At 70.0% G+C, this 25734-nt stretch carries 17 protein-coding genes, 3 rRNA genes and 1 pseudogene; 11 read left to right on the plus strand and 10 right to left on the minus strand.

Features of this window, described 5'->3' with window-relative positions; translation table 11 throughout:
* The first annotated feature begins 71 nt into the window (after positions 1-71).
* Together XF36_RS06580 and XF36_RS06585 are read left to right on the plus strand one after the other, a co-directional pair.
* Complete coding sequence (locus XF36_RS06580) at positions 72-347, plus strand: hypothetical protein (RefSeq protein WP_060711300.1); 276 nt, start codon at positions 72-74, stop codon at positions 345-347.
* Between the two features lie 67 nt (positions 348-414).
* Positions 415-1044 carry a TetR/AcrR family transcriptional regulator gene (locus XF36_RS06585; RefSeq protein WP_060711301.1) on the plus strand — a complete coding sequence of 210 codons (630 nt, stop codon included), beginning with the start codon at positions 415-417 and terminating at the stop codon, positions 1042-1044.
* Positions 1045-2588: 1544 nt separating this feature from the next.
* Here the strand turns inward: XF36_RS06585 and XF36_RS06590 are convergent.
* Positions 2589-4406: a flavin-containing monooxygenase gene (locus XF36_RS06590; RefSeq protein WP_060711302.1), complete on the minus strand. Its 1818-nt coding sequence runs from the start codon at positions 4404-4406 to the stop codon at positions 2589-2591.
* A 127-nt stretch (positions 4407-4533) separates the two neighbouring features.
* Between XF36_RS06590 and XF36_RS06595 the strand changes: the two genes are divergently transcribed.
* Together XF36_RS06595 and XF36_RS06600 are read left to right on the plus strand one after the other, a co-directional pair.
* The gene (locus tag XF36_RS06595) at positions 4534-5178 is read left to right on the plus strand and encodes a TetR/AcrR family transcriptional regulator (RefSeq protein ID WP_238589157.1); all 645 of its coding nucleotides are present in this window, start codon (positions 4534-4536) and stop codon (positions 5176-5178) included.
* The gene (locus XF36_RS06600) at positions 5175-6599 is read left to right on the plus strand and encodes a DHA2 family efflux MFS transporter permease subunit (RefSeq protein ID WP_060711303.1); all 1425 of its coding nucleotides are present in this window, start codon (positions 5175-5177) and stop codon (positions 6597-6599) included. The genes XF36_RS06595 and XF36_RS06600 overlap by 4 nt, the downstream gene beginning before the upstream one ends.
* Here XF36_RS06600 and XF36_RS06605 read toward each other — a convergent pair.
* The 6 genes from XF36_RS06605 to XF36_RS06630 form a co-directional block, all read right to left on the minus strand.
* Positions 6555-7004: an MOSC domain-containing protein gene (locus tag XF36_RS06605; RefSeq protein ID WP_060711304.1), complete on the minus strand. Its 450-nt coding sequence runs from the start codon at positions 7002-7004 to the stop codon at positions 6555-6557. The two genes, XF36_RS06600 and XF36_RS06605, sit on opposite strands and share 45 nt — an antisense overlap.
* Positions 7005-7045: 41 nt before the next feature.
* Positions 7046-8863, minus strand: coding sequence for a glutamine--fructose-6-phosphate transaminase (isomerizing) (glmS, locus tag XF36_RS06610; RefSeq protein WP_060711305.1), 1818 nt, complete (start codon positions 8861-8863; stop codon positions 7046-7048).
* A gap of 33 nt (positions 8864-8896) precedes the next feature.
* Positions 8897-9130 (minus strand): hypothetical protein, encoded by a 234-nt coding sequence (locus XF36_RS06615; RefSeq protein WP_238589158.1) that lies wholly within the window; start codon positions 9128-9130, stop codon positions 8897-8899.
* Between the two features lie 86 nt (positions 9131-9216).
* Entirely contained in the window at positions 9217-11103 is a 1887-nt protein-coding gene (locus XF36_RS06620) for a maleylacetate reductase and hydroxyquinol 1,2-dioxygenase domain-containing protein (RefSeq protein WP_060711306.1), read from the minus strand.
* Positions 11100-12863 carry an FAD-dependent oxidoreductase gene (locus tag XF36_RS06625; protein WP_060711307.1) on the minus strand — a complete coding sequence of 588 codons (1764 nt, stop codon included), beginning with the start codon at positions 12861-12863 and terminating at the stop codon, positions 11100-11102. Before XF36_RS06625 ends, XF36_RS06620 begins: the two co-directional genes overlap by 4 nt.
* Before the next feature lie 21 nt (positions 12864-12884).
* Positions 12885-13670: a MerR family transcriptional regulator gene (locus XF36_RS06630; RefSeq protein ID WP_060711308.1), complete on the minus strand. Its 786-nt coding sequence runs from the start codon at positions 13668-13670 to the stop codon at positions 12885-12887.
* A gap of 173 nt (positions 13671-13843) precedes the next feature.
* Between XF36_RS06630 and XF36_RS06635 the strand changes: the two genes are divergently transcribed.
* From XF36_RS06635 to XF36_RS32240, 7 genes are all read left to right on the plus strand, one after another.
* Positions 13844-14968 (plus strand): ferredoxin reductase, encoded by a 1125-nt coding sequence (locus XF36_RS06635; RefSeq protein ID WP_060711309.1) that lies wholly within the window; start codon positions 13844-13846, stop codon positions 14966-14968.
* A gap of 80 nt (positions 14969-15048) precedes the next feature.
* Positions 15049-15411, plus strand: a complete 363-nt coding sequence (locus XF36_RS29445) for a hypothetical protein (protein ID WP_064485385.1) — start codon at positions 15049-15051, stop codon at positions 15409-15411.
* A gap of 150 nt (positions 15412-15561) precedes the next feature.
* Positions 15562-16362, plus strand: a complete 801-nt coding sequence (locus XF36_RS29450; protein WP_238589159.1) for a fatty acid desaturase family protein — start codon at positions 15562-15564, stop codon at positions 16360-16362.
* 461 nt (positions 16363-16823) lie between these two features.
* Positions 16824-18343 (plus strand): 16S ribosomal RNA (locus XF36_RS06645).
* A 339-nt stretch (positions 18344-18682) separates the two neighbouring features.
* A 23S ribosomal RNA gene (locus XF36_RS06650) occupies positions 18683-21771 on the plus strand.
* A 107-nt stretch (positions 21772-21878) separates the two neighbouring features.
* Positions 21879-21995 (plus strand): 5S ribosomal RNA (gene rrf, locus XF36_RS06655).
* The 16S, 23S and 5S rRNA genes sit together here, the layout of an rRNA operon.
* Positions 21996-23183: 1188 nt before the next feature.
* Positions 23184-23360 (plus strand): single-stranded DNA-binding protein, encoded by a 177-nt coding sequence (locus tag XF36_RS32240; protein WP_168169471.1) that lies wholly within the window; start codon positions 23184-23186, stop codon positions 23358-23360.
* Here XF36_RS32240 and XF36_RS31370 read toward each other — a convergent pair.
* From XF36_RS31370 to istA, 3 genes and pseudogenes are all read right to left on the minus strand, one after another.
* Positions 23320-23511: pseudogene (locus XF36_RS31370) on the minus strand (IS256 family transposase); the annotation flags it as partial. The gene XF36_RS32240 and the pseudogene XF36_RS31370 sit on opposite strands and share 41 nt — an antisense overlap.
* Positions 23512-23560: 49 nt before the next feature.
* Positions 23561-24412: an IS21-like element helper ATPase IstB gene (gene istB / locus XF36_RS06665; protein WP_060713594.1), complete on the minus strand. Its 852-nt coding sequence runs from the start codon at positions 24410-24412 to the stop codon at positions 23561-23563.
* Entirely contained in the window at positions 24409-25668 is a 1260-nt protein-coding gene (gene istA, locus XF36_RS06670) for an IS21 family transposase (RefSeq protein WP_145981219.1), read from the minus strand. Before istA ends, istB begins: the two co-directional genes overlap by 4 nt.
* Positions 25669-25734 lie beyond the last annotated feature (66 nt).

The following is a 25734-nucleotide window of genomic DNA, read 5'->3' on the forward strand; positions in this document are numbered from 1 at the left end:
GTGACCGGCGCGCGGACTCTCGGTGTCGGAGGCGGGGGCCGGTGTCGGAGGTGGGGGCTACCGTCCGTCTCGTGCCCGCCACCACTCGTGCCGTCCGTTCGCTCACCGAGATCGCGGTGCTCGCGCCGCTGGTCGTCGCACGCCGCACCGCCCGGATGCTCACCTCGGGCTTCCCGCCCCCGGCACGCGAGGTCCGGGAGTTCCACCGGATGTGGGCGGAGAAGGTCGACGGGTTCTCCCGGGCCGCCGTCGTCCTGGCCACCTCGCCGCCGGGGCCGGCGACCCTCGGGCGTGCGCTGGAGCCGATCCGCACCCGGGTCCGCGCCAACGCGCGCCGACTAGGCTGACCGCCCGGCGAGCACTCGGGGGTGCGGTGTGACGGAGGGGACGGCGGTCCGGCGCGGACGGCGGCCGATGAGCGACCGCCGCCGCACCCTGCAGCGCCTGGAGATCTCCCGGGCCGCGATCCGGCTGTTCGGCGAGCACGGCGTCGCCGCGACCGGCGGGGAGCAGATCGCCGAGGCGGTGGGGCTCTCGGCACGCACGTTCTGGCGCTGGTTCCGCACCAAGGAGAGCTGCGTCGAGCCGGTGCTGAGCCTGGCCACCGACGCGTTCACCGCGAGCCTGGCCCGCTGGCCCGACGACACCCCGCTCGCCGAGCACCTCGCACGGGACTACGCCGAGCACCCCGATGCGGGCCCCGACGACGGTGACCTCGTCTTCGAGGTGATCCGGATGAGCCGTTCCGAGCCCGCGCTGCGCGCGATCTGGCTGGTCGTGCAGGAGCGTGCGGAGCCGGTCCTGGCCGGGATCCTCGCCGGCCGGTTCGGCCGCGACGCGGGCGACGTCGCCGTGCGGGTGCACGCCGCGGCGCTCAACGGGGCGCTGCGGGTCGCGACCGAGGACATCGCCGCCGCCACCGCCGACGGGCGCCGCCCACCGGCCGCCCAGCTGCGCGCGCGGCTGTCGGCGGCCGTCGACGCCGCGATCCACGGCGTCGACGGCGAGCGAGCGGCCGGTCAGGGGCCGACCCGCAGCACGTGACCCGCGCCGTTCACCGCGACGAGCACCGACCTCTCCCCGGCCGCGGCGACCCCGGCGAACGGGGCGGGCCGGGTGGCCGCGCCGCTGCGGCAGTCGGCGGGGACGTGCGGCGGCCGGACGTCGAAGGCCAGCCCCGACGGTGACCGTGCGGCCCACCGGGTCGATCCGCAGCAGGCGTCCCGCGGCGGCCTCGGCGCACCACAGCGCGCCCCCGGCGACGGCGAGTCCCTCCGGCCGGTGCAGCCCCGCGGCGAGGACGGTGCCGCGGTCGCCGGCGCGGTCGCGGTCGAGCCGTACGACCTGCCCGCCGCCGGTCAGCGTGGCGTACACGGCGCCGGTCGGGTCGACGGCCACGTCCACCGGCCCGTCGAGTCCCGTGGCGAGCACGGTCACGCTGCCGTCGTCGCCGAGGTGCAGGACCCGCCCGGCGCCGGTCTCGGCGACCAGCAGCGCGTCCGGGCAGGAGGCGACGCCGGTCGCCCCGGCCAGCCCGTCGGCCGCCCGGGTCCAGGCACCGGGACGACCGCGCCACACCCCGGTCCCGGTGGTCACCACCGTGTCGCCGTGGTGCCGGGTGAGTCCGCGGATCCCGCCGCGGACCTCGGTGACGACGTCGCCGAGTGCGGTGACGGCACCGCCACCCACCCGGGCCAGGGAGAAGTGGTCGGCGACGAGCGCGTCCGTCCCGTCGGCGGCCACGCCCCAGGGGCCGCAGAGGCCGGGCGGCAGCACCGTGGTCGCCGTGCCGTCGACGCCGACCCGGACGAGCCCGCCGTGGAAGGCCCCGGTCACCCAGGCCGACCCGTCGGCGGTGAACACGACGTTGTCCGCGCCGCCGACGCCGGTGTCCAGGGTGGCGGTGACCCGCCCGCCCTCCGCGGTCCACAGGGCGCCGCCGCCGTTGGACAGGACGCGAAGCCCGCCCCCCGGGTCGAAGCGCACGGCCACCGGCCGGTCCAGCCCGGCGAGCAGCCGCTCGGGGGTGCCGCCGTCCGGGTCGACCCGCCAGACCTCGCCGGAGAGCAGATGCGGGTAGTACAGGAGCCCGTCCGGGCCGACCTCCATCGCGTTGCCGAGCGCGAGCCCGGTCGCGAGCACCCGCGGCGGCCCGCCGGTCAGGTCGATCTCCAGCAGCCGGCCGTCCGGGCACAGCTCGTTGACGAACAGCCGTCCGCGGTGCCAGGCGATCCCGTCCGGGGCGGTGATCCCGTCGGCGACGACGGTCATGGCCCCGCCGGGTGCCCGGCGCCACACCAGCCCCGCGGGCAGGTCGACGACGAACAGCTCGCCGTCGGCGCCGAACACGAGGTCGTCGGGCGCGGTGAGCGGCCCGTCCGGCCCGAGCACCGTCTCGAGCCCGCCGGTCGCCGGGTCGAACGCGGACACGGTGCCACCGAGGAACTGCGCGATCCAGAGCCGTCCGTCCGGACCGGCCACGATCCCGTTGGACGCCCACAGCGGGTTCGGCGGGCACAGCGGCTCGGCACGCAGCCCGGGCGCGGTCCGCACGGGCCCCCGGTCCGGCCCGGCGACCGGGCGCACGGTCACGGGGCGCCGCCGGAGAGCACGTCGTCCATCCCGCCGGCGCGCCAGTCGCGCAGGATCTGGTGGAACTCGACCGGACCGCCGCCGAACTGCTCGGTGCGCCGTCGCGGGCGGCCCTCGGAGTTGTAGTAGCCGGGCGTGCACTCGGCGAGGAATCCCTGCTGGTCGCGGGCCCGCTCGCGGATCGTCGCGACCCACGCGGCCTCCGCCTCCGCGGTCGGTTCGACGATCCGCACCCCGCGCCGGGCGGCCTCGGCACACACCGCCGCGATGTGCCCGGCCTGCTCCTCCAGCACGTGCGCGAAGTTCGGCGACGCCGAGTTCTGCCCGGCCCCGACGTGGAACAGGTTGGGGAAGCCACGGCTGACCCAGCCGTGCAGCGTGGACAGCCCGTCCGCCCAGTGCTCGGCTAGGGTGACGCCGTCGCGGCCGCGGATGCCGGCCCCGGCCCGGGTGGCGGGGTCGGCGCCGAGCTCGAACCCGGTGGCGAACACGATCGCGTCCACCGGGTACTCGACGCCGTCGACCACCAGGCCGTCGCGGGTGATCCGCTCGACGCCCTGCCCGCCGGTGTCGAGCAGCGTCACGTCGTCCCGGTTGAAGGTCTGCAGGTAGGTGTCGCTGAAGGTGGGGCGCTTGCACATCTGGCGGTACCAGGGCTTGAGCGCCGCGGCCGTCGCCGGGTCGGCGACGATCGCGTCGACCCGGGCCCGGATCTCGTCCATCTTCTCGGCGTCGGCGATCTCCAGCGCCTCGGCCGGCTCCTCGACGCCTCGGGTCCGGGCGAGCCGCCGCGCGCCCCTGACCGGGGCGGTGTCGGTCCACTTGTCCGCGACGCCGTCGGGGCCGAACGAGCCGTGCGGCGCCGGACGCATGTCCATCAGGGCCAGGAAGTCCTCGCGACGGCGGCGCTGCCAGCCCGGGGCCAGCGACCGCCACCAGGCCTCGTCGTAGGGGGCGTCGTCGCGGGTGTCGACCGACGACGGCGTCCGCTGCACGACGTAGAGGTGCCGCGCGGCCCCGGCCAGGTGCGGGACGCACTGGATCGCCGTCGCCCCGGTGCCGACCACGGCGACCGTGCGGTCGCCGATCCGGTCGAGCGGGCCGCCCCGCTCGTCGCCGCCGGTCCAGTCGTAGTCCCACCGGCTGGTGTGGAAGGTGTGCCCGGCGAAGTCGGCGATCCCGGGGATCCCCGGCAGCTTGGGCCGGTTGAACGGCCCGGAGGAGATCACCACGAACCGGGCGGTGACCGTGTCGCCGCGGTCGGTGCCGACCTGCCAGGCCGACGCGTCGTCGTCCCAGACCAGGGTGGTGACCTCGGTGTCGAACAGGGCGTCGCGGTAGAGGTCGAAGTGCTCGCCGATCGCGCGGGCGTGCGCCCGGATCTCCCCGCCCGGCGGGTAGCGACGGCTGGGCATCCCGCCCAGCTCCTCCAGCAGCGGCAGGTAGATCGAGCTCTCGATGTCGCAGGCGATCCCGGGGTAGCGGTTCCAGTACCAGGTCCCGCCGAGATCCCCGGCGACGTCGACGATCCGGATCCGCTCGTGGCCGGCCTGCCGCAGCCGGGCCGCGGCGACCAGCCCGCCGAAGCCGCCGCCGACGACCAGCACGTCCACCTCGTCACGGACCGGGTCGCGGTCGGTGGGCTCGCACCACGGGTCCTCGGCGTAGAAGCCGAACTCCCCGGTCGAGGACCGGTACTGGGCGACGCCGTCGGGTCGCAGCCTGCGGTCGCGCTCGGCGCGGTAGCGCTCCCGCAGCCGGTCCAGGTCGGCCGCGGTGGGGTCGGTGGTCCCGGTGGTCCCGGTCGTCGTCACGCTGGTGGCTCCCTCGGCATCGCATGATCAGCTGCCGCACCAGGGTGGCACGATCTGCCAAAAAGGCACTGTGAGACGAGCGTCTCGTGGTCGGCCCCGACCCGTCTCATTACTGTCGGGCAGTGACATGAAGACACTCGACGACACCCGACGCGGGCGGGCGCCGATGAGCGACCGCCGGCGCGAGCTGCAGCGCCTCGAGATCTCCCGCGCGGCCGTGGCGCTGTTCCGCGAGCACGGCGTGCACGCCACCAGCGGCGAGCGGATCGCCGAGGAGGTCGGACTGTCCGGCCGCACCCTGTGGCGCTGGTTCCGAGCCAAGGAGAGCTGCGTCGAGCCCGTCCTCGCCCGCAGCATCGACGCCGTCGTCGCGACGCTGCGACGCTGGCCGGCGGGGGTGAGCCTCGACGAGCACCTGATCGCCGAGTACCGCCCGCCGGAGGACCCGCGCGACGCCGCCGACGCCGACGCCGCGATGGCCGTCATCGCGCTGTCGCGGACCGAGCCCGGTCTGCGGGCGGTGTGGTTGGCGGTGCACGAGCGGGCCGAGCCGGTGCTCGCCGAGGTGATCGCGGCCCGCGCCGGCCGCGAACCCGGCGACCTCGACGTCCGGGTGCACGCCGCCGCCGTCGCCGCCGCCCTGCGGATCAGCGGCGAGGACCTCGCCGCCGAGCTCGCCGCGGGGGTGCGGTGCGCCGATCCCGTCGACCGACTCGGCCGCGCCCTGCGCGCGGCCACCACGACCCCTCCCCGGGCAGGAGACCCCGCGTGACCACCACCCCGTCCCGTACCGAGCAGGTACCGGCGAGCCGGACCGGAGCGCTGATCGCCGTCCTCGTCGGCGCTGCGTTCGTGATGATCCTCAACGAGACCGTGCTGAGCGTCGCGCTGCGCGACCTGAGCGTCGACCTCGGTGTCCCCGCCACCACCACCCAGTGGCTGAGCAGCGGGTTCCTGCTGACGATGGCCGTGGTCATCCCCACCACCGGCTACCTGCTCGACCGTTTCACCCCGCGGCAGGTCTTCCTCGCCTCGCTCGGGCTGTTCACCGTGGGCACCGCCGTCGCCGGGTTCGCGCCCGGCTTCGCGATGCTGCTCGTCGGCCGCATCGTGCAGGCGGGCGGTACGGCGATGATGATCCCGCTGCTGATGACCACGATCCTGCGCCTGGTGCCCGCCGAGCGGCGCGGCGCGACGATGGGCACGATCACGATCGTCATCGCCGTCGCGCCCGCGATCGGTCCGACGATCGGCGGCGCGATCCTGTCCGGTCTCGGCTGGCGCTGGATGTTCTGGCTGGTCCTACCGCTGGCCGTGCTCGCGATGGCGGCCGGCGCCCGGTGGCTGCGCATCGACGGCGGCGGCCGCCCGGTCCCGCTCGACGTGGTCTCGGTGCTGCTGTCCGCCGTCGGGTTCGGCGGGCTGGTCTACGGGCTGTCCTCGCTGGGCGGCCACGGCGGCGGGGGGCTCCCGCCGTGGGTGCCGGTCGTCGTCGGGCTGGTCGCGTTGGCCGTGTTCGTGCTGCGCCAGCTGCGGCTGATGCGCGACGGCCGTGCCCTGCTGGACCTGCGCCCGTTCCGGCGGCGCCAGTTCGTCGTGGCGCTGGTGCTCACCGCGCTGGTGCTGCTGTCGCTGATCGGCGTCGCGGCGGTGTTGCTGCCGCTCTACCTGCAGACCGTGCTCGGCACGAGCACGCTGGTCTCCGGGCTCGTGGTGCTGCCCGGCGGGCTGCTGCTCGGGCTGCTCGGCCGTCCGGTCGGCGCGCTGTTCGACCGCGTCGGGGCCCGGCCGTTGGTGATCCCGGGCGCGGTGCTGATGGCGGCCGGCCTGCTGCTGTTCTCCACCCTCGGCCCGGGCACCCCGCTCGGCGTGGTCGTGGCCTTCCACCTGGTCCTGATGGGTGGGCTCGCGCTGATGATGACGCCGCTGATGACCGAGGCGCTGGGCTCGCTGCCCGACGAGCTGTACTCCCACGGCAGCGCGATCCTCTCCACGCTGCAGCAGGTCGCGGGCGCGCTGGGGACGGCGTTGTTCGTCACCGTCGCCGCGCTGGGCTCGGCCGCCGCCGGGGCCTCCCCGGACGCGAGCGGGCTGCACGCCGCGTTCGCCGTCGCCGGTGGGGTCGGGGTGCTGGCCGTCCTGCTGTCGCTACTGGTCCGGCGCCGCGCCGCGGCGGAGACCCCGGTCGGCTGAGGGCGGGGCCGCCACCGCGGCGTCGACCACGGCCGCCGCGTCCCCGACGGCGATCGTGCCGGAGCTCAGCACCCGGCACACCGCGCCGCCGCGGTCGTGCAGGGCGCGGCGCGCCCCCGGTCCGACGGCGGTCTCCATCACCCGGCAGGGCGCGGCCCGGCGCACCACCTCCAGCTCGACCCCGCCGAGCCGGAGCTTGGTCCCGGGTGTCGTCGGGACGATGCCGTGGTCGAGGGTGACGGTGCGCCGGGTGCGGCCCGAGGGGACCGGCGCACCGAGCTCGGCGGCCGCGGCGTCGAGCTCGTCGCGGCTCTGCACCGACACGTGCCGGTGCCGGGTGCCGAAGTACCGGTCGCCGACGACGCCGCTGCCCGCGAGCACCTCGACGCGCTCGACGTCGTGCATCGGCCCACCCCGCTCCGCGGCGACGTGCAACCCGAGGACATTCACTCCACCGTCACCGACTTCGCGAGGTTCCGCGGCCGGTCCACGTCGCGTCCGAGCGCGACGGCGGTGTGCCGGGCCAGCAGCTGCAGCGGGATCCCGAGCAGGATCGGGGCCAGCTCCGGCTCCGTGCGCGGGACCCGCAGCACGGCGTCGGCGAGCCCGGCGGGCAGCTCGGCGTCGGTCACCGCGATCACCGGGCCGCCCCGGGCCCGGATCTGCTCGATCGTGCCGACGTTCTTCGCGAGCAGCTCGTCGTCGGGCACCACCACGACGCTGGGCATGTCCGGGGTGACCAGTGCCAGCGGGCCGTGCTTGAGCTCGGAGGCGGGGTAGGCCTCGGCGTGGCAGTAGGAGATCTCCTTGAGCTTCTGCGCACCCTCCCGCGCGACCGGGCTGGCCCGGGTGCGTCCGACGAAGAACATCGACGACGCGTGCGCCCACCGACGTGCGACCGCGGCGACCGTGCCGTGGGCGGCGTCCTCGGCGAGGACGGCCTCGACGTGGCGGGGCAGCGCGGCAAGCCCGTCGAGCAGCCGCCGCCCGTCGGCCACCGACAGGTCCCGCACCCGGCCCAGCAGCACCGCGAGCATCGCGAACGTCACGCTCATGGTCGTGACGGCCTTGGTCGAGGCGACCGACACCTCCGGCCCGGAGTGCAGGAACACCCCGGCCCCGCACTCGCGGGAGATCGCCGAGCCGATCACGTTCACCGCGCCGATCACCCGTCCGCCCTTGCGGCGCAGCTCCTGCACCGCGGCGAGGGTGTCGGCGGTCTCGCCGGACTGGCTCACCGCGACGTAGAGGCAGTCCGGGTCGACGACCGGGTTGCGGTGACGGAACTCGCCGGCCGGTTCGGCCGCCGCCGGGATGCGGGCCAGCTGCTCGACCAGCCCGGCGCCGATCTCCCCCGCGTAATAGGCCGACCCGCAGCCCAGGAACAGCACCCGCCGCACCCCGCGCAGCTCGCGGGGGTCCATCCCGAGCCCGCCGAGCCGGGCGGTGGCGAACCGGGTGTCGAGCCGCCCGGCCAGCGCCCGGCGGACGGCGTCGGGCTGCTCGGCGATCTCCTTCGCCAGGAAGTCCGGATGCCCGCCGAGCGCGTAGTCCTCCGACCCGGTGTCGACGGTGGTCGGGCTGATCCGGGTGGAGCCCTCGATGCCGTCGGCGCGCACGGTGACGATCTCGCCGTCGTCGAGGAACACGACCTTCTGGGTGTGCCGCACGACCGCGGCGAGGTCGGACGCGACGACCATCTCCCCGTCGCCGATGCCGAGCACGATCGGGCTGCCGTTGCGCGCCACGACGATCTCGGGGGTGCGGGCGTCGAGCACGGCGAGCCCGTAGGTGCCCTCGACGCCGGCGAGCGCCGTGCGCACCGCGTCGGCGAGGGTGGCGGCACCACCCTGGAGTGCCTCGCCGACCAGGTGCGCGAGCGCCTCGGAGTCGGTGTCGCTGCGCAGTACGACCCCGCGGGCGGTGAGCCCCGCACGCAGCGCGTCGGCGTTCTCGACGATGCCGTTGTGCACGATCGCGACCCGCCCGGACGCGTCGGTGTGCGGGTGCGCGTTGGCCTCGCTCGGCTCGCCGTGGGTCGCCCACCGGGTGTGCGCGACGCCCGACCGGCCCGGGGGAGGGGCCTCACCCAGCAGCGCTCGCAGGTCCTCCACCCGTCCGGCGGTGCGCCGCACCGTCACCTTCCGGCGGTGCGCCACCGCCAGGCCCGCCGAGTCGTAGCCCCGGTACTCCAGCCGGGACAACCCGTCGAGCAGCACGCCCGCGGCCTCCCGCGGCCCCACGTAACCCACGATCCCGCACATGCACGTCCCTCTGTCGTCGTGTCCGTCTTCGTGTCAGCCGTAGACGATCCGGCGCAGCCGCCGCTGGGAGACGTCCCCGGGGGCGACCACCCGCCCGGCGAGCTCGGCCGCGATCCGCGGCCAGATCTCGTCGTTGCGCCGGTCGCGGGCCTGGAGCTCGCGGTGCCGGCGGCGGACGAACTCCTCGGTGGTCTCGCCGAAGTAGGCGACGACGTCGGCGACCACGCGGGCCGCCACCGGCTCGGTGAGCCCGGTGGTGGCGGCCACGTGTCGCACGAGATCCGGATCCACGCCGTCGATCCTGACCGGGTGGGGGACAAAGGGCCAGAACTCTGCCCGGAATCGGGCAGGGATCAGCGATCGCGGGCGATCCGGAAGGTGAACTCCAGCAGTCGCCACTCCCCGTCGGGCTCGACTCCGTCGGGCATCGGGCCGGTGCGTGGGGCGAACTCCACGACCAGGTCGTCCTTCACCCCGAACACGGTGTCCGAGTCGAGGTGCTCCCCACCGGCGACGAACAGCTGCGTGATCAGCCGGCGGTGGCCCGGTGCCTCGATGAGGAAGTGCAGGTGGGGGGCCCGGAAGGGGTGCCGTCCGGTGGCGTCCAGCATCTCCCCGACCGGTCCGTCGGCGGGGATCGGGTAGGCGGCGGGCAGGATCGAGCGGAACTGCAGCCGGCCCGCGTCGTCGGTGCGGAACCGGCCGCGCAGGACGGGGCCCTCGGTCTCGGGCAGCTGCAGGTCGTAGAAGCCGTCCTCGTCGGACTGCCAGATGTCGACGACCGCGCCGGGCACCGGCTCGTCGTCGGTGTCGGTGACGACGACGTTCACCCACAGCGGGGTGCCCTTCTTCCCCGCGGAGACGTCGGTTCCCCGGTCGAGCTCGGGCGGCCCGTCGGTGTGGAACGGCCCGAGCACCGCCGAGGACGTCGTGTCCGGGGTGCGGGAGTTGGTCAGCACGTCCACCACGCTGGACAGCCCGAGAGTGTCCGACAGCAGCACGAACTCCTGGCGCCGCTCGTCGGTGACGTGTCCGGTGCGGGTCAGGAAGTCGATCGCGGTCTGCCACTCGTCCTGGGTGAGGTCGTACTCGCGCGCGTACCCGTGCAGGGTGGCGGCGAGCCCGGCCAGCAGGTTCCGCAGCCGTTCGTCGGGCCCGCCGAACGATACAGTGACCTGCGCGGTCAGTGCGTCCAGGGTGGCGCGTACCGGGTCGCCGGGCCGCTCACCGGCCCAGGCCCGCCCGAGCAGGGCGCGGACGCCGTCACGGGTGACCGGCACCGGGTTCGGGTACGGCCGCGCGACGGCCTGCTCGGCGAGCCGGTCCAGGTCGGCCTCGTCGACACCCAGCGCGGCCAGCGACGTCGGCCCGCCCGCGGCGACGAGCAGGTCGTACACCGCGCCGGCCGGGTCCGGCCCGAGCGCCTCGGCGATCCGCGGAGCGGCCGCCGAGTTGTGGGCGATCACGTGGGGCAGCAGCACTGCGTGGGTCGGCGCGTGCGGCAGGTCCAGCGTGCCGCCGACGGTGTGGGCGAGCTTGTGCTGCAACGCCATCCCGGCCCGGTCCAGGCAGGTCCCGGCAAGCCAGGCCCCGCGCAGCAGCGCGTCGGTGTCGCCGTCGCGCAGCCCCGCGGTGAGCAGCCGCACCGACTCCAGCGCGGCGGCGTCGGTCAGCGGGTCGCGGTCGACGCTCCACAGCGCCTCGACGGCGTGCGCGAGCGCGTTCACCGCGCTCGGCACCCCCACCTGCGACGGCAGGTCGGCGACGAGCGTCGGGTCGTAGACGACGGTCTCCGGCCGGATCGCCGGGTCGGTCCGGGTGGTCTTCACCCCCGGTGTGTCCACCCCCAGCTCGCCGAGCACCGCGGTGCACTCCGAACCGGAGTACGTCGTGGGGACGACGACCTGGTCGGCGCCGGTCCGCACGGCGAGCGCCTTCGACAGCCCGATCTGCGAGCCGCCCCCGATCGCGACGACGCAGTCCGCCCCGGCCGCGGTGAACGCCGCCAGCGCCTCGTCGGTCACGGTCACCGGGGTGTGTACGGCGGCCCGGTCGAACCGCCCGGCGACCAGTGACCCGAGCGCGGCCTGCGCCCGGTCCGCCGCGCCGGCGGGGTGGCGGCCGGCGACGAGGAGCACACGCGACCGTCCGAGCCGCGTCACCTCCGCCGCGAGGCCGTCGAGCGTGCCGGGACCGAACACCACCCGCGCGGGGGAGGGCTCGTGGACGAAGCCGGTCATGCGGTCACCTCCGGGGTCCGGTCCAGGATGCGTCCCAGCACCCGGCGCAGCGCGTCGGCCGGGTCGTCGGGGAGCGCCTCGGCGCGCCAGGCGACGTGGGCGTCCGGGCGGACGAGCACACAGCCGTCCTCACCGACCCCGCGCAGCCGGGCCCAGTCGTCGTAGACGTCGGTGACCTCGCGGCCGGGGCCGATCACGTGTGCGGCCAGCTCGATCCCCAGCTCGGCCGCGACGGTCCGCGCGGCCGCGGCCCACGCTCCGCCCGCGATCCCGGTGAGCAACGCGAACCGGCCCTTGCCTGCGAGGTCGTGGGTGGAGACGCGGTGCCCGTCGCGCCCCAGCCAGCAGTGCGGCAGCCGTGCCCCCGGCCAGGTCGTCGGGTGGTAGTACAGCTCGGGATCGCGGTCGTATGCGGGCTCCGGGGTGCCGTCGGGCACCACCGCGCCGGACGCGTAGCGCTGCCCCATCTCTACGCCGTGCGCGTTGAACTCGTAGTCCTTGTGCTCCAGCGCCGCCCGCAGCGCCGCGCGGGTCGCGGCCCCGGCGGGGGTGTCGTCGGCGCGGGCGGCCATCGAAGCACGCATCGCCGCCGGGTCCGCGCCGGGCTCCAGCCCGAGCGCGGCGAAGATCGGCCCGAACTCCTCCACCGAGCGGTTGGCGCGGCGCACGATCTGCTCGCCGACGGGGGCGCGCTCGGCGTCGTAGGAGTCCAGCAACCCGGGCCCGGCGGTGCCGCGCAGCACCATCGCGAGCCTCCAGCACAGGTTGTAGGAGTCCTGGATCGAGGTGTTGGAGCCCAGCCCGTTCGACGGCGGGTGGCGGTGCACGGCGTCACCGGCGCAGAACACCCGTCCCGACCGGTAGCGGGTGGCCCACTGCTCGTTGACCGTCCACGCCGAGGTCGAGCGGATCGTCACCGGCACGGAGTCGTCACCGATCAGGTCGTGCACGATCGCGGTGGCCGCGGCGTCGTCGAGCTCCGGCGGAGGGCCGGCGAGGTCGTAGCCCCAGATCGCCATCCAGCGGGTCCACGGCCGCACCATGCGCAGCACGCCCATCCCGATGCCACCGACGTCGGCGCCTGGCTGCAGCACCCAGTACAGGACGCTCGGCCGGTGCTCGACCAGCGCGGTGAGGTCGGCGTCGAAGACGATGTTCATGCTGCCCGCGAGCTCGCCGCGGCCGTCGAAGTGCAGGCCCGCGTCCCGGGCGACGGCGCTGCGCCCACCGTCGGCGCCGATCACGTAGCGGGCCCGGATGGTGAGCTCGGCGCCGGTGATGCGGTCCCGCGCGGTGACGGTGACGCCGTCGTCGTCCTGGACGTGGTGGAGGTACTCGGTGTCGAAGCGGATCCGGCTGCCGCGCTCGGCGGCCCGGCCCACCAGGATCGGCTCGAGGATGTTCTGCGGCAGGTCGCAGTGCGATGACGGGCTGGCCAGGGTGTAGTCGGCGCGCCGCGCCGGGTGGGTGCCCCAGGTCCGCACCCGGCCGAGCTCGTCGCCGGCCAGCGCGGTGCAGAACACCGTCTCGCCCATGAGGTGCGAGGGCGTCCCCTCCGCGACGACGTCGGCCTCCACCCCCTGGTCGCGCAGGATCTCCACGGTGCGCTGGTTGGTGATGTGCGCGCGCGGGGTGTCGGCCGTCCACCGGTACTTGGTGATCACGAGGTGGTCCACGCCGAGACCGGCGAGGAACAGGGCCGCCGACGAGCCCGCGGGCCCGCTGCCGATCACGAGGACGTCGGTCGTCACGGTGCTCACCGCCGCATCATCGTTGAAGAGTCAACGATCGTCCAGGTCCGTCGTCCGGATCCCCATGGCGCGCCCGGCGTCGGCGGAGATGTCGTCGGAGATCCGGGTGATGAAGGCGTCCATCGCGTCCTGCATGCGCGAGCGGAACGACGACAGCAGCGCCAGCGTGGCGACCGGCTGCAGCTGTTCGACGGTCTGCTGGATCCGGGGTGCGTCGCCGGCGGGCAGCCCGGCCTCGACGTAGCCGTCCCACACCTGCCGGGCGAACAGCTCGACGAACATCTCGGCGACGGCGCCGGTGTGGTCGTCGAGCCTGCGGCGCAGCCCCACCAGCGCGGCGGGCGGGATGCCCAGCCGCACGGCCTCGGCCGCTGCCCGGGCGAGGTCCGGTCGCAGGATGCGCAGCCGTGCGTCCTCGGTGGTCTCGACGACGCCGGTCGCGCACAGGTGCCGGACCAGCTCGTCGGCGGACACCATGTCCGGGGTGAGCCCGAGATGCCCGGGCAGCTCCGCCCCGTCCACCTCGACGGGTTCCTCGGGCCGCCACGGGGCGAGCATCCCGCGGTAGAGCCGCAGCGCCTCCTCGGCGGTCCGTCCGGGGTCCTGGGTGACGAGCACCTCGATCGCCCCGAGGGAGAAACCACGCCGCCGCAGCCCGTTGACCAGGTCGAGCCGGTCGAGGTGGGCCTCGGTGTAGCGGGCAGCCCGCCCGGCCCGTCCGCTCGGCGGCAGCAGTCCGCGCGTGATGTAGGAGCGCACCGTCCGCACGGTCATCCCCGCCCGGCGGGCCAGCTCCTCGATCGGGAAGTCCGCCACCCCGACGATCCTAGACAGCCGATCTCGACATCGTTGCCGACGAAACCGATGTAACGTGCCCGCAGGTCGGGGGCCGACCTCGTCCTCACTGGTGGCGAGGGTGTCACCATCTCAACTTGCCGTCGCCATCGAGATCGGGTCCGATGATCCCGACCGCGACGACGAGGTGGGTCATGACCGACGCCGTACTGCCGAGGGGACTGCGCCGCGCACGGAAGGCGGCCGCCCGTTTCACCACGCCTCTGCTGCCCGACGACTACCTGCTGCTGCTCAACCCGCTGTGGTCGGTGCGGGAGCTGCGCGGACGTGTGGTGAAGGTCGTGCCCGAGACGGCCGACGCCGTCACCCTGGTCATCCGGCCCGGCCTGGGCTGGTCGTTCGACCACCGCGCCGGCCAGTACGTCGGCATCGGCGTCGAGGTCGACGGCCGCTTCCACTGGCGCTCCTACTCACTCACCTCCGAGCCGCGCCGCGACCGCAGGCACATCTCGATCACCGTGAAGGCGATGCCGGAGGGCTTCCTGTCCCGCCACCTCGTCGACGGGGTCGGGCCCGGCACGGTGGTGCGGCTCGCGCTGCCGCAGGGCGAGTTCGTGCTGCCCGACCCGCCACCGGAGCGGCTGCTGTTCCTCACCGCGGGCAGCGGCATTACCCCGGTCATGGCGATGCTGCGCACCCTGGACCGTCGCGACACCGTGACCGACGTGGTGCTCGTGCACTCGGCCCCGCGCGACGGCGACGTCATCTTCGCCGCCGAGCTCGACGCGCTGTCCGCGCGACACCCGTCGCTGCGGGTGCAGCTGCACCTCACCGGGGAGCGCGGCAGGCTCACCCCCGCCGGGCTGGCCGAGTACTGCCCGGACTGGCGCGAGCGCAGCACCTGGGCGTGCGGGCCGGAGGCGATGCTCGACGAGGCCGAGGAGCTGTGGGAGTCCGCGGGCCGGGGCGACGCACTGCACGTCGAGCGCTTCTCCGCGTCGTTGCGCGGGGGCGAGGCGGAGGGCGGCACGGTCACCTTCGTCCGCCGCGGCTCCGCCGCCCGCTCCTCCGGCGACGGCGACGCCACCGTCGAGATCGACGGCGCCACCACCCTGCTCGACGCCGGGGAGCAGGCCGGTCTCGTCCTGCCCTACGGCTGCCGGATGGGCATCTGCCACACCTGCACCGTCGGCCTGCGGTCCGGATCGGTCCGCGACCTGCGCGACGGCACCGAACGCCGCGGCGACCCCGACACCCCCGCCGAGAGGATCCAGACCTGCATCACCGCCGCCGCCGGTGACTGCGTCCTCGAGATCTGACCCGTGATCTGACCCCCCGAGAACTGCACCTGAGATCCGACCCCGAGAGTCCGGCACCGCCCACACCCTGGAGGAACGTCGTGGCCATCGCCGACGTCAAGGAGTTCGCCCACCTCACCGACGCCGACGTGGAGGCGATCGGGCGTGAGCTCGACGCGATCCGCGCCGACGTCGAGGAGCGTCGCGGCCAGTACGACGCCGACTACATCCGCACGATGATCACCTGGCAGCGGCGGCTGAACGTCGCCGCGCGGGTGACGCTGTTCGGCAGCCGGATCCCGCCGCTCTGGCTCGCCGGCACCGCCATGCTCTCGGTCGCGAAGATCCTTGAGAACATGGAGATCGGGCACAACGTCATGCACGGCCAGTGGGACTGGATGAACGACCCGGAGATCCACTCGTCGACGTGGGAGTGGGACAACGTGTGTCCCGCCGAGCAGTGAGCCTTTTTCAACCTGCCGTTCCGGCAGCTCAGGGGCCTGGTTGTGTGGGTGCAGACGCCGAGCTGGCGAGCCGGTGACCTGTGCAGCTGTGGTCAGAGCAGTTGCGCTGCAACCTTCGCGATCTCCTGACGCAGAAGCTCGCTGGTCAGGTTGAAAAAGGCTCAGTGGCGGCACTCGCACAACTACCTGCACCACACGTACACGAACGTGATCGGCAAGGACAAGGACGTCGGCTACGAGATCCTCCGGGTCCGCGCCGACCAGCCCTGGCACCCCGCCTACCTGGGGCAGCCGTTCTGGAACGTGCTGCTCATGCTGCTGTTCGAGCACGGGGTGTCGCTGCACGACCTCGACGTCGAGGGACTGATCAGGTGGCAGATCGAGGACCCCGAGGAGTTCCGGCGCAAGCTGCTCGACGTCGGGCGCAAGCACGCCCGTCAGATGCGCAAGGACTACCTGCTGTTCCCGCTGCTCACCGGTCCTGCAGCGGTCTCGACGCTGACCGCGAACGCCACCGCCGGCATCGTCCGCAACATCTGGTCCTACGCCATCATCTTCTGCGGGCACTTCCCGGACGGCGCCGAGGTCTTCACCGAGGAGGAGCTGGACGGGGAGACACGCGGCGAGTGGTACCTGCGCCAGCTGCTCGGCTCCGCCAACTTCACCGGCAACCGCCTGATGCACGTGATGTCCGGCAGCCTCGGCTACCAGATCGAGCACCACCTGTTCCCGGACCTGCCGTCGAACCGGTACCCGGAGATCGCGGTGAAGGTCCGCGCCCTCTGCGACAAGTACGACCTGCCGTACACGACTGGCCCGTTCCCTCGGCAGTTCTGGCAGGCCACCCGCTCGATCTGGCGGCTGTCGCTGCCGGCCCGCGGGATCCGGGAGGCCGAGCACCGCCGCGAGCGCCGCGGTCTGCTCCGCCGGCCTGCCGCACAGGCGGCCTGACCCCCTGCGGACGACCGGGAGCGCCACCGACGACGGGCACCCGCCGGACCCGACCGCCCGGTCCGCGTCCGGGCCCCGGTCTGAGCGCCTCTGACCTGCGGAGATGTCGAAAACCGACCCCCCTGTGAACGGCGTCCGACGGGGGGTGTAACTTTCTTCCTGTCAGCGAGTGAGCCGGACAGAACGGGCCCTGAGTGGTTCGGTCAACAGGCCCCGTGGACGACTGACCTTCTGGTGGCTCGCCGGGTTTCTCGGTGTGGTTGTCTTGGTGGGTCGAGGCGATCCGTCTTCAGGATCCCGCTTCCTTGTGTTGGGGGTTGGGTGGTTGCGGTGCGGGTGTCTTTTGAGAACTCAACAGTGTGTCGAGCTATATGATCGGTTTGGCGTTTTGTGCCAAGTTTTGTTTGGTTGCAGCATTCGGCTTCGTCGGGTGTTGTGGCCAGTGTTTGTTTGTCGGGGTTTTGTTGGAGAGTTTGATCCTGGCTCAGGACGAACGCTGGCGGCGTGCTTAACACATGCAAGTCGAGCGGTAAGGCCCTTTCGGGGGTACACGAGCGGCGAACGGGTGAGTAACACGTGGGTGACCTGCCCTCCACTCTGGGATAAGCCTGGGAAACTGGGTCTAATACCGGATAGGACCATTGATCGCATGGTTGGTGGTGGAAAGTTTTTTCGGTGGGGGATGGGCCCGCGGCCTATCAGCTTGTTGGTGGGGTGATGGCCTACCAAGGCGGTGACGGGTAGCCGGCCTGAGAGGGTGACCGGCCACACTGGGACTGAGACACGGCCCAGACTCCTACGGGAGGCAGCAGTGGGGAATATTGCGCAATGGGCGGAAGCCTGACGCAGCGACGCCGCGTGGGGGATGACGGCCTTCGGGTTGTAAACCTCTTTCGCCAGGGACGAAGAGTGATTGACGGTACCTGGAGAAGAAGCACCGGCCAACTACGTGCCAGCAGCCGCGGTAACACGTAGGGTGCGAGCGTTGTCCGGAATTATTGGGCGTAAAGAGCTCGTAGGCGGTGTGTCGCGTCGGCCGTGAAAACTTGGGGCTTAACTCTGAGCGTGCGGTCGATACGGGCATCACTTGAGTTCGGCAGGGGAGACTGGAATTCCTGGTGTAGCGGTGAAATGCGCAGATATCAGGAGGAACACCGGTGGCGAAGGCGGGTCTCTGGGCCGATACTGACGCTGAGGAGCGAAAGCGTGGGGAGCGAACAGGATTAGATACCCTGGTAGTCCACGCCGTAAACGTTGGGCGCTAGGTGTGGGGACCATTCCACGGTTTCTGTGCCGCAGCTAACGCATTAAGCGCCCCGCCTGGGGAGTACGGCCGCAAGGCTAAAACTCAAAGGAATTGACGGGGGCCCGCACAAGCGGCGGAGCATGTGGATTAATTCGATGCAACGCGAAGAACCTTACCTGGGTTTGACATGCACCAGACATCCCTAGAGATAGGGCTTCCCTTGTGGTTGGTGTGCAGGTGGTGCATGGCTGTCGTCAGCTCGTGTCGTGAGATGTTGGGTTAAGTCCCGCAACGAGCGCAACCCTTGTTCCATGTTGCCAGCACGTTATGGTGGGGACTCATGGGAGACTGCCGGGGTCAACTCGGAGGAAGGTGGGGATGACGTCAAGTCATCATGCCCCTTATGTCCAGGGCTTCACACATGCTACAATGGCTCATACAGAGGGCTGCGAGACCGTGAGGTGGAGCGAATCCCTTAAAGTGAGTCTCAGTTCGGATCGGGGTCTGCAACTCGACCCCGTGAAGTTGGAGTCGCTAGTAATCGCAGATCAGCAACGCTGCGGTGAATACGTTCCCGGGCCTTGTACACACCGCCCGTCACGTCACGAAAGTTGGTAACACCCGAAGCCGGCGGCCCAACCCTTGTGGAGGGAGCTGTCGAAGGTGGGACTGGCGATTGGGACGAAGTCGTAACAAGGTAGCCGTACCGGAAGGTGCGGCTGGATCACCTCCTTTCTAAGGAGTCCCATCATGTGATGGGGCACCACATGGCTTCACAGGGTTCTTGTTGTGCAAGGTGTGCTCTGTGGGTTTCTGTGGTTCCTTCATTGATTCGCATCATTAATTCCGTTCGTGGGTTGGGTGCGTTGGGTGGAACGCAGTTCGTTGGACCGGTTGTGGCTTGGCATACTGTTGGGTCCTGAGGAGACACCTGGTTCCTGTGGATCGGTGGGTCTTTTCTGGTCGCTCTGGTCGAGGGCTTCCTAACGCCTGCTTGTTGTGGGTGGTGGTTGTTTCTTGGTTGGGTGTGGTTGTGGGTTGAGTGTTGCATAGTGGATGCGAGCATCTTGTTGTGGTCAAGTTGTTAAGAGCACATGGTGGATGCCTGGGCATCAGGAGCCGATGAAGGACGTGGGAGGCCGCGATAGGCCTCGGGGAGCTGTCAACCGAGCTGTGATCCGAGGGTGTCCGAATGGGGAAACCCAGCGCCCGTCATGGGGTGTTACCCGTACCTGAATTCATAGGGTGCGTGGAGGGAACGTGGGGAAGTGAAACATCTCAGTACCCACAGGAAGAGAAAACAATAGTGATTCCGTGAGTAGTGGCGAGCGAAAGCGGAAGAGGCTAAACCGTGTCCGTGTCAAGCCGGCAGGCGTTGCGGGTGCGGGGTTGTGAGGCGTGTCGTTCATCTTCTGCCGAGGATGGGGCAACGAGAACCGGTGTTAGCGGAACGATTCTGGGATGGTCGGCCGTAGTGGGTGATAGCCCCGTACGCGAAAATGTTTGGTTCTGTTGTGGGCATTGTTCTCGAGTAGCAGCGAGCCCGTGGAATTCGCTGTGAATCTGGCGGGACCACCCGTCAAGCCTAAATACTACCTGGTGACCGATAGCGGACAAGTACCGTGAGGGAAAGGTGAAAAGTACCCCGGGAGGGGAGTGAAATAGTACCTGAAACCGTGTGCTTACAAGCCGTCAGAGCCTTTCGGGGTGATGGCGTGCCTTTTGAAGAATGAGCCTGCGAGTTATGCTTCGTGGCGAGGTTAACCTGTGTGGGGTAGCCGTAGCGAAAGCGAGTCCGAATAGGGCGGTTGAGTCGCGGGGTGTAGACCCGAAGCGGAGTGATCTACCCATGGCCAGGGTGAAGCGTCGGTAAGACGTCGTGGAGGCCCGAACCCACCAGGGTTGAAAACCTGGGGGATGAGCTGTGGGTAGGGGTGAAAGGCCAATCAAACTTCGTGATAGCTGGTTCTCCCCGAAATGCATTTAGGTGCAGCGTCGTGTGTTTCTCGCCGGAGGTAGAGCACTGGATGGCCTAGGGGGCCGACAAGCTTACCGAAGTCAGCCAAACTCCGAATGCGGGTGAGTGAGAGCGCGGCAGTGAGACTGCGGGGGATAAGCTTCGTGGTCGAGAGGGAAACAGCCCAGATCACCGGCTAAGGCCCCTAAGCGTGCGCTAAGTGGGAAAGGATGTGGGATCGCCCGGACAACCAGGAGGTTGGCTTAGAAGCAGCCACCCTTGAAAGAGTGCGTAATAGCTCACTGGTCAAGTGGTCCTGCGCCGACAATGTAGCGGGGCTCAAGCGCACCGCCGAAGCCGTGGCAATGACATCTTTGGTGTTGTTGGGTAGGGGAGCGTCCTGCGTCTGGTGAAGCCCGGGAGTGATTTACGGGTGGAGGGTGTGGGAGTGAGAATGCAGGCATGAGTAGCGAATGCAGAGTGAGAATCTCTGCCGCCGGATGACCAAGGGTTCCTGGGCCAGGTTGTTCCGCCCAGGGTGAGCCGGGACCTAAGGCGAGGCCGTCAGGCGTAGTCGATGGACAACGGGTTGATATTCCCGTGCTCGTGATAGTGCGTCCATGCCGAGGCTGGTGATGCTAACCATCCGAACCCACCTTCGTTCCTTCGGGAGTGTTGTTTGTGGGGGAGCGTGGGATCCGATCTGGTAGTAGGCAAGTGATGGGGTGACGCAGGAGGGTAGCTCCGCCACGCGGTGGTTGTCGTGGTGTAAGCCTGTAGCCTGATCTCCTAGGTAAATCCGGGGGGTTGTGAAGGGTGAGAGGTGATGCGTAGCCGATTGAGGCGAAGAGGGTGATCCCATGCTGTCGAGAAAAGCCTCTAGCGAGTGCTGTTGCGGCCCGTACCCCAAACCGACACAGGTGGTCAGGTAGAAAATACCGAGGCGATCGAGCGAACTGTGGTTAAGGAATTCGGCAAAATACCTCCGTAACTTCGGGAGAAGGAGGGCCGGTTGTCTTGATGCCCCGTGCGGGCTAGGGATGGCCGGTCGCAGAGACCAGGCCCAAGCGACTGTTTACTAAAAACACAGGTCCGTGCGAAGTCGCAAGACGATGTATACGGACTGACGCCTGCCCGGTGCTGGAACGTTAAGAGGACCTGTTAGTCCCTTTCGGGGGCGAAGCGGAGAATTTAAGCGCCAGTAAACGGCGGTGGTAACTATAACCATCCTAAGGTAGCGAAATTCCTTGTCGGGTAAGTTCCGACCTGCACGAATGGCGTAACGACTTGGGCGCTGTCTCGACCACAGACTCGGCGAAATTGCACTACGAGTAAAGATGCTCGTTACGCGCGGCAGGACGGAAAGACCCCGGGACCTTTACTATAGCTTGGTATTGGTGCTCGGTTCGGCTTGTGTAGGATAGGTGGGAGACTGTGAAGCTATCACGCCAGTGGTGGTGGAGTCGTTGTTGAAATACCACTCTGGTCGAATTGGGTGTCTTAACCTCGGGCCATGATCTGGTTCAGGGACAGTGCCTGGTGGGTAGTTTAACTGGGGCGGTTGCCTCCCAAAGAGTAACGGAGGCGCCCAAAGGTTCCCTCAGCCTGGTTGGCAATCAGGTGTTGAGTGTAAGTGCACAAGGGAGCTTGACTGTGAGACTGACGGGTCGAGCAGGGACGAAAGTCGGGACTAGTGATCCGGCACCACCTTGTGGAAGGGGTGTCGCTCAACGGCTAAAAGGTACCCCGGGGATAACAGGCTGATCTTGCCCAAGAGTCCATATCGACGGCATGGTTTGGCACCTCGATGTCGGCTCGTCGCATCCTGGGGCTGGAGTAGGTCCCAAGGGTTGGGCTGTTCGCCCATTAAAGCGGTACGCGAGCTGGGTTTAGAACGTCGTGAGACAGTTCGGTCCCTATCCGCCGCGCGCGTTGGAGACTTGAGGAAGGCTGTCCCTAGTACGAGAGGACCGGGACGGACGAACCTCTGGTGTGCCAGTTGTCCCGCCAGGGGCACGGCTGGTTGGCTATGTTCGGGAGGGATAACCGCTGAAGGCATCTAAGCGGGAAGCCTGTTCCAAGATGAGGTCTCCCACCACCTTTGAGTGGGTAAGGCTCCCAGGAGATGACTGGGTTGATAGGCCGGAGATGGAAGCCCTGTGAGGGGTGGAGTTGACCGGTACTAATAGGCCGAGGGCTTGCCACAACGAGTTGTTCGCATCCACTGTGTGACCCTGAGCCCATAACCCCTGTGCGGGTTGTGTGTTCGTAGGTCCCCCTATGCTGTTGTGTGGGGGTTTGTTGAATAGTGTTGTCGGTGGTCATTGCGGTAGGGGAACGCCCGGTCCCATTCCGAACCCGGTAGCTAAGCTTTCCAGCGCCGATGGTACTGCACTCGCCAGGGTGTGGGAGAGTAGGTCGCCGCCGACATTCAACATGATCAGGTGATGCCCCGGACTTTCGAGTCCGGGGCATCATTTGTTTCCGGGGCATTTGTTCCGGTCCGCTGTAGGTGGGCCGGTGGGCGCAGCGCCTTGTGTGCCTGTGGCCGGGACGTCCCGTCCTGTCCTGTTCTGTTCTGTGCCGGCTGTGAGCCGAGCTGGGCGGGGCACGGGGCATGTCGCACAGGTTTCTGCGACCTCGCATCTGCTGCAGCGCCGGTGAGCCGTGACCCGCACCACCGGCGAGAGGACGAAAGCGCCGTGAGAGGACACGACGGCGGACTCTCGGTTGGGCACCCAGTGAGCCTTTTTCAACCTGCCGTTCCGGCAGCTCAGGGGCCTGGTTGTGTGGGTGCAGACGCCGAGCTAGCGAGCCGGTGACCTGTGCAGCTGTGGTCAGAGCAGTTGCGCTGCAACCTTCGCGATCTCCTGACGCAGAAGCTCGCTGGTCAGGTTGAAAAAGGCTCAGTGGCCGAGAACAGCCGCCGGCGGCACACCAGCCACCAAGGCGTCAGAGATCGGCACCCACAGCGTCGTCGACACACGAGAAACCGTCGGCCGGGGCCCCGCACGCCTTCCAGGCCAAGTGCGGTCGCGGCACGGTGGACCGGAGATCAGCGGGGCCGCAGTAGCTCCTGCTGTGCTGCCGACCTTGCCCGTGCGCCGGTGATCGATCTCTTGTGGTCGCCCGGCTCCATCGCCAGGGCTACGACCGGGCCCGGTCGTAGCGCAGCTCCGTGACGTACCCCGTCAGTGCGGTACCAGGGGATCGCACCTGGTGCTCCGCTCATCCTCGACATCTCAGTTCTGGGGACAGCGGCTGTCGTCCGGAGCGACCGGACCGTGAGAGCGGCGGACGCGCGAGGGCGCCCGCTCCGATGGAGCGCCACGGTCCCCGAGTTCCTCCGGTTCACAGGCGACCTGCGACGTGAGGGTTGCGTGCGGCTGTCGTCATCGCTGCTCACGAGAGCGTCGGCCTCCACGCTCGACGTGTCGGGATAGGTGAGATGCCAGGGCAGGCACACCGGTCCGACAGTTGTCGTGGCTACTCCCGGTCGGGATGGTCACTCATCCCCAATGGACACAGTTGTCCACAGACAGCGAAGCGACCCCGTCGACGGGGCGCGGGCGGGTGAAGCTCATAGGGACAACGCACCCGAGAGCTCCGGAGGATCCGATGAGCGACAACACCGCCACCATCGTCGGCAACCTGACCCGCACGCCCGTCCTGCGCTACACCGCGAACAACATCCCGGTCACGGACCTGATGGTCGCGGGGGCCTGTCTCGTGATCGGTGTTTCGGCGTCGTTGCTCAGTAGGTCTCGGCTCCCGGCCAGCGGTCACCGAACGTGATGGCGAACGCGTTGATCACGGGCTTCCAACGCATCGTCCACCTCGTGCGGCCCGTCCCGGTCGGGTCCAGGCTGCGAGTCACAAGATACAAGCATTTCATCGCAGCCTGCTCAGTGGAGAAATGACCACGCGCCCGCACCGCGCGCCGGTAGTGTCAACGGTTCAGATTGGAACTGACCCCCGGCGTGGTGTGGTGATGGTCAGTCGTTGCTGGCGCGGTTGTGTTTGGCCAGGAGCTCGCGTCGGGCGCGGGTGCGGTAGGAGTCCCCGGACAGGGTCAGGACTTCGGCGTGGTGGACGAGGCGGTCGATCATGGCTGCGGCGACGACGTCGTCGGAGAAGGTCTCGCCCCAGCGGCCGAAGGGCAGATTGCTGGTGACCATGACGCTGCCTTGTTCATAGCGGGAAGCGATGAGCTGGAAGAACAGGTTCGCTGCGTCCTGGTCGAACGGGATGTAGCCGACCTCGTCGATGATGATCAGTTTGTAGCGGCGGATCTTCTTCAGCTCGGCCTCGAGCCGGCCGCTCTGGTGCGCGGCGGCGAGTCTGGTGATCCAGTTGCTGGCGGTGTCGAACAGGACCGAGTAGCCGGCGTGGGCGGCTTTGACGCCGAGCCCGATCGCGAGGTGGGTCTTCCCGATCCCGGGCGGGCCGAGCAGGATCACGTTCTCGCACTTGGCGACGAACGTGCTCGTGGCCAGGTGGGCCAGGATGTCGCGGCGCAGCGAGGGCAGATGGTCGAGGTTGAAGTCCTCCAAGGTCTTGACCTGGGGGAAGTGCGCGGTGCGGATCCGCATGACCGTGCCCTTGGACTCGCGGTCGGCGACCTGGCGCTGCAGCAGCGCGCCCAGATACTCCTCGTGCGACCAGTTCTCCTCACGGGCCTGGGCGGCAAGCTGTTCCCAGCTGGCCGCGATGGTCGGGGTCTTCAGGACCCGGGTCAGGTAGGCGATCATCGCCGGCAGTCCGTCGGGGACCGCGGCCAGCACCGGACCGGCCGGCCCCGAGCTCCCAGCGGGGTCGGTGGTGATCTTCGGTGGTGTGGTTGTCATGAGCTGCTCGCTTCCTCGGCAGTGGAGACGAAGTCGACACCGAACAGGGCGTCGTAGTCGGGCAGTGCGCGCAGGGTCACCGGGTGGCCGTCGAGGTGACGGCGTGCTGCGGCCTGTCGGGTGTTGCGGTCGTGGGCCAGGGCGCGGCGCATCGCCGCGGCGGTGTGCTGGTGCGCCGGGTCGGTGATCACCGCGTGGCGGGCCCAGCTGCGGTCGTGACGGGCGACGACCTGGCCGGCGCAGTAGACGACGACCTCGCGCGGTGAGGCGGCGACATCGACGAACCGGCCGATCATCTGCGGATCCACGGAGTAGTCGTTGGCATCGACGCGGACGTAGTAGTCCCGTGCCAGCCGGATCCGCTGGGCCAGCCCGATCGGCGGGTCCAGCGGCGGCAGCGGAGTCATCGCCGCGTAGTCGTGGGCGAGCACGTCCACCGGGCGGCCGCCGATCGCTCGGACGGTGCGGGTGTTGGCCCGGGCCAGCCAGTCGTCGATCTGGTGGTTGAAGTCGGCTGGGGAGGCGAAGCGACGTCCGGGCAGGAACGAGGTCTCGAAGTAGCCGTTGTTGCGTTCGACCAGCCCCTTGAACTCCGGATCCCGCGGTGGGGCAAGCCGGATCCGGGTGGCCAGAGTGCCGGCGAACGCAGCGGCCGGTGCCGAGACCCGCCCGGTCCCGCCGATCGCAGACTCCCGGTCCCAGACCAGCGTGCGGGTCACCCGCCCGACGTCGCTGATCAGCTGCCACATCCCGGACAGGATGTCCCCGGCCTGGCGCGAGGGGATCATCGTCGCGGACAAGAACCGCGAGTAGCCCAGCGTCATCACCAGCACCGGTAGGACCCGTTCCTGGCCTGGGCCGACGGGGATCGTGGTCTCGGGGAACCACAGGTCGCACTGGGTGATCTCGCCCGGTGCGTAGGCGACCCGGTCGACCGGGTCGATCCCGACATACTCGGGGCGGATCTGGCGGATCCGGTCCTTGAGCACGGTCAGCGAGTGCTCCCACCCGATCCGCTCTGCGATCACCGTGGCCGGCATGCGTGGGAACTGCGCCAGCAATGCCCGCACCTGCGGCTCGACCGCATCCGCCAGCGATCCCCGCGGGCCCCGTTCCCGCTTCGGCGGGCCCGGCGCCCGCAACGCGGAGCGCACCGTGTTGCGGGCCACCCCCAGCCGGCGGGCGATCTCCTTGATCGGGACACCCTCGGCCCGATGCAGACGACGGATCTCGGCCCAGTCCTCCACCGACAACACCCCCTCAGCGTCGTGCAGAGGGGGTCAATCCCAAGCCGACGCTAGCCTGGGGCTTTCATCGCGGTT

The organism is Pseudonocardia sp. HH130629-09, assembly GCF_001294645.1.
Classification (GTDB): Bacteria; Actinomycetota; Actinomycetes; order Mycobacteriales; family Pseudonocardiaceae; genus Pseudonocardia.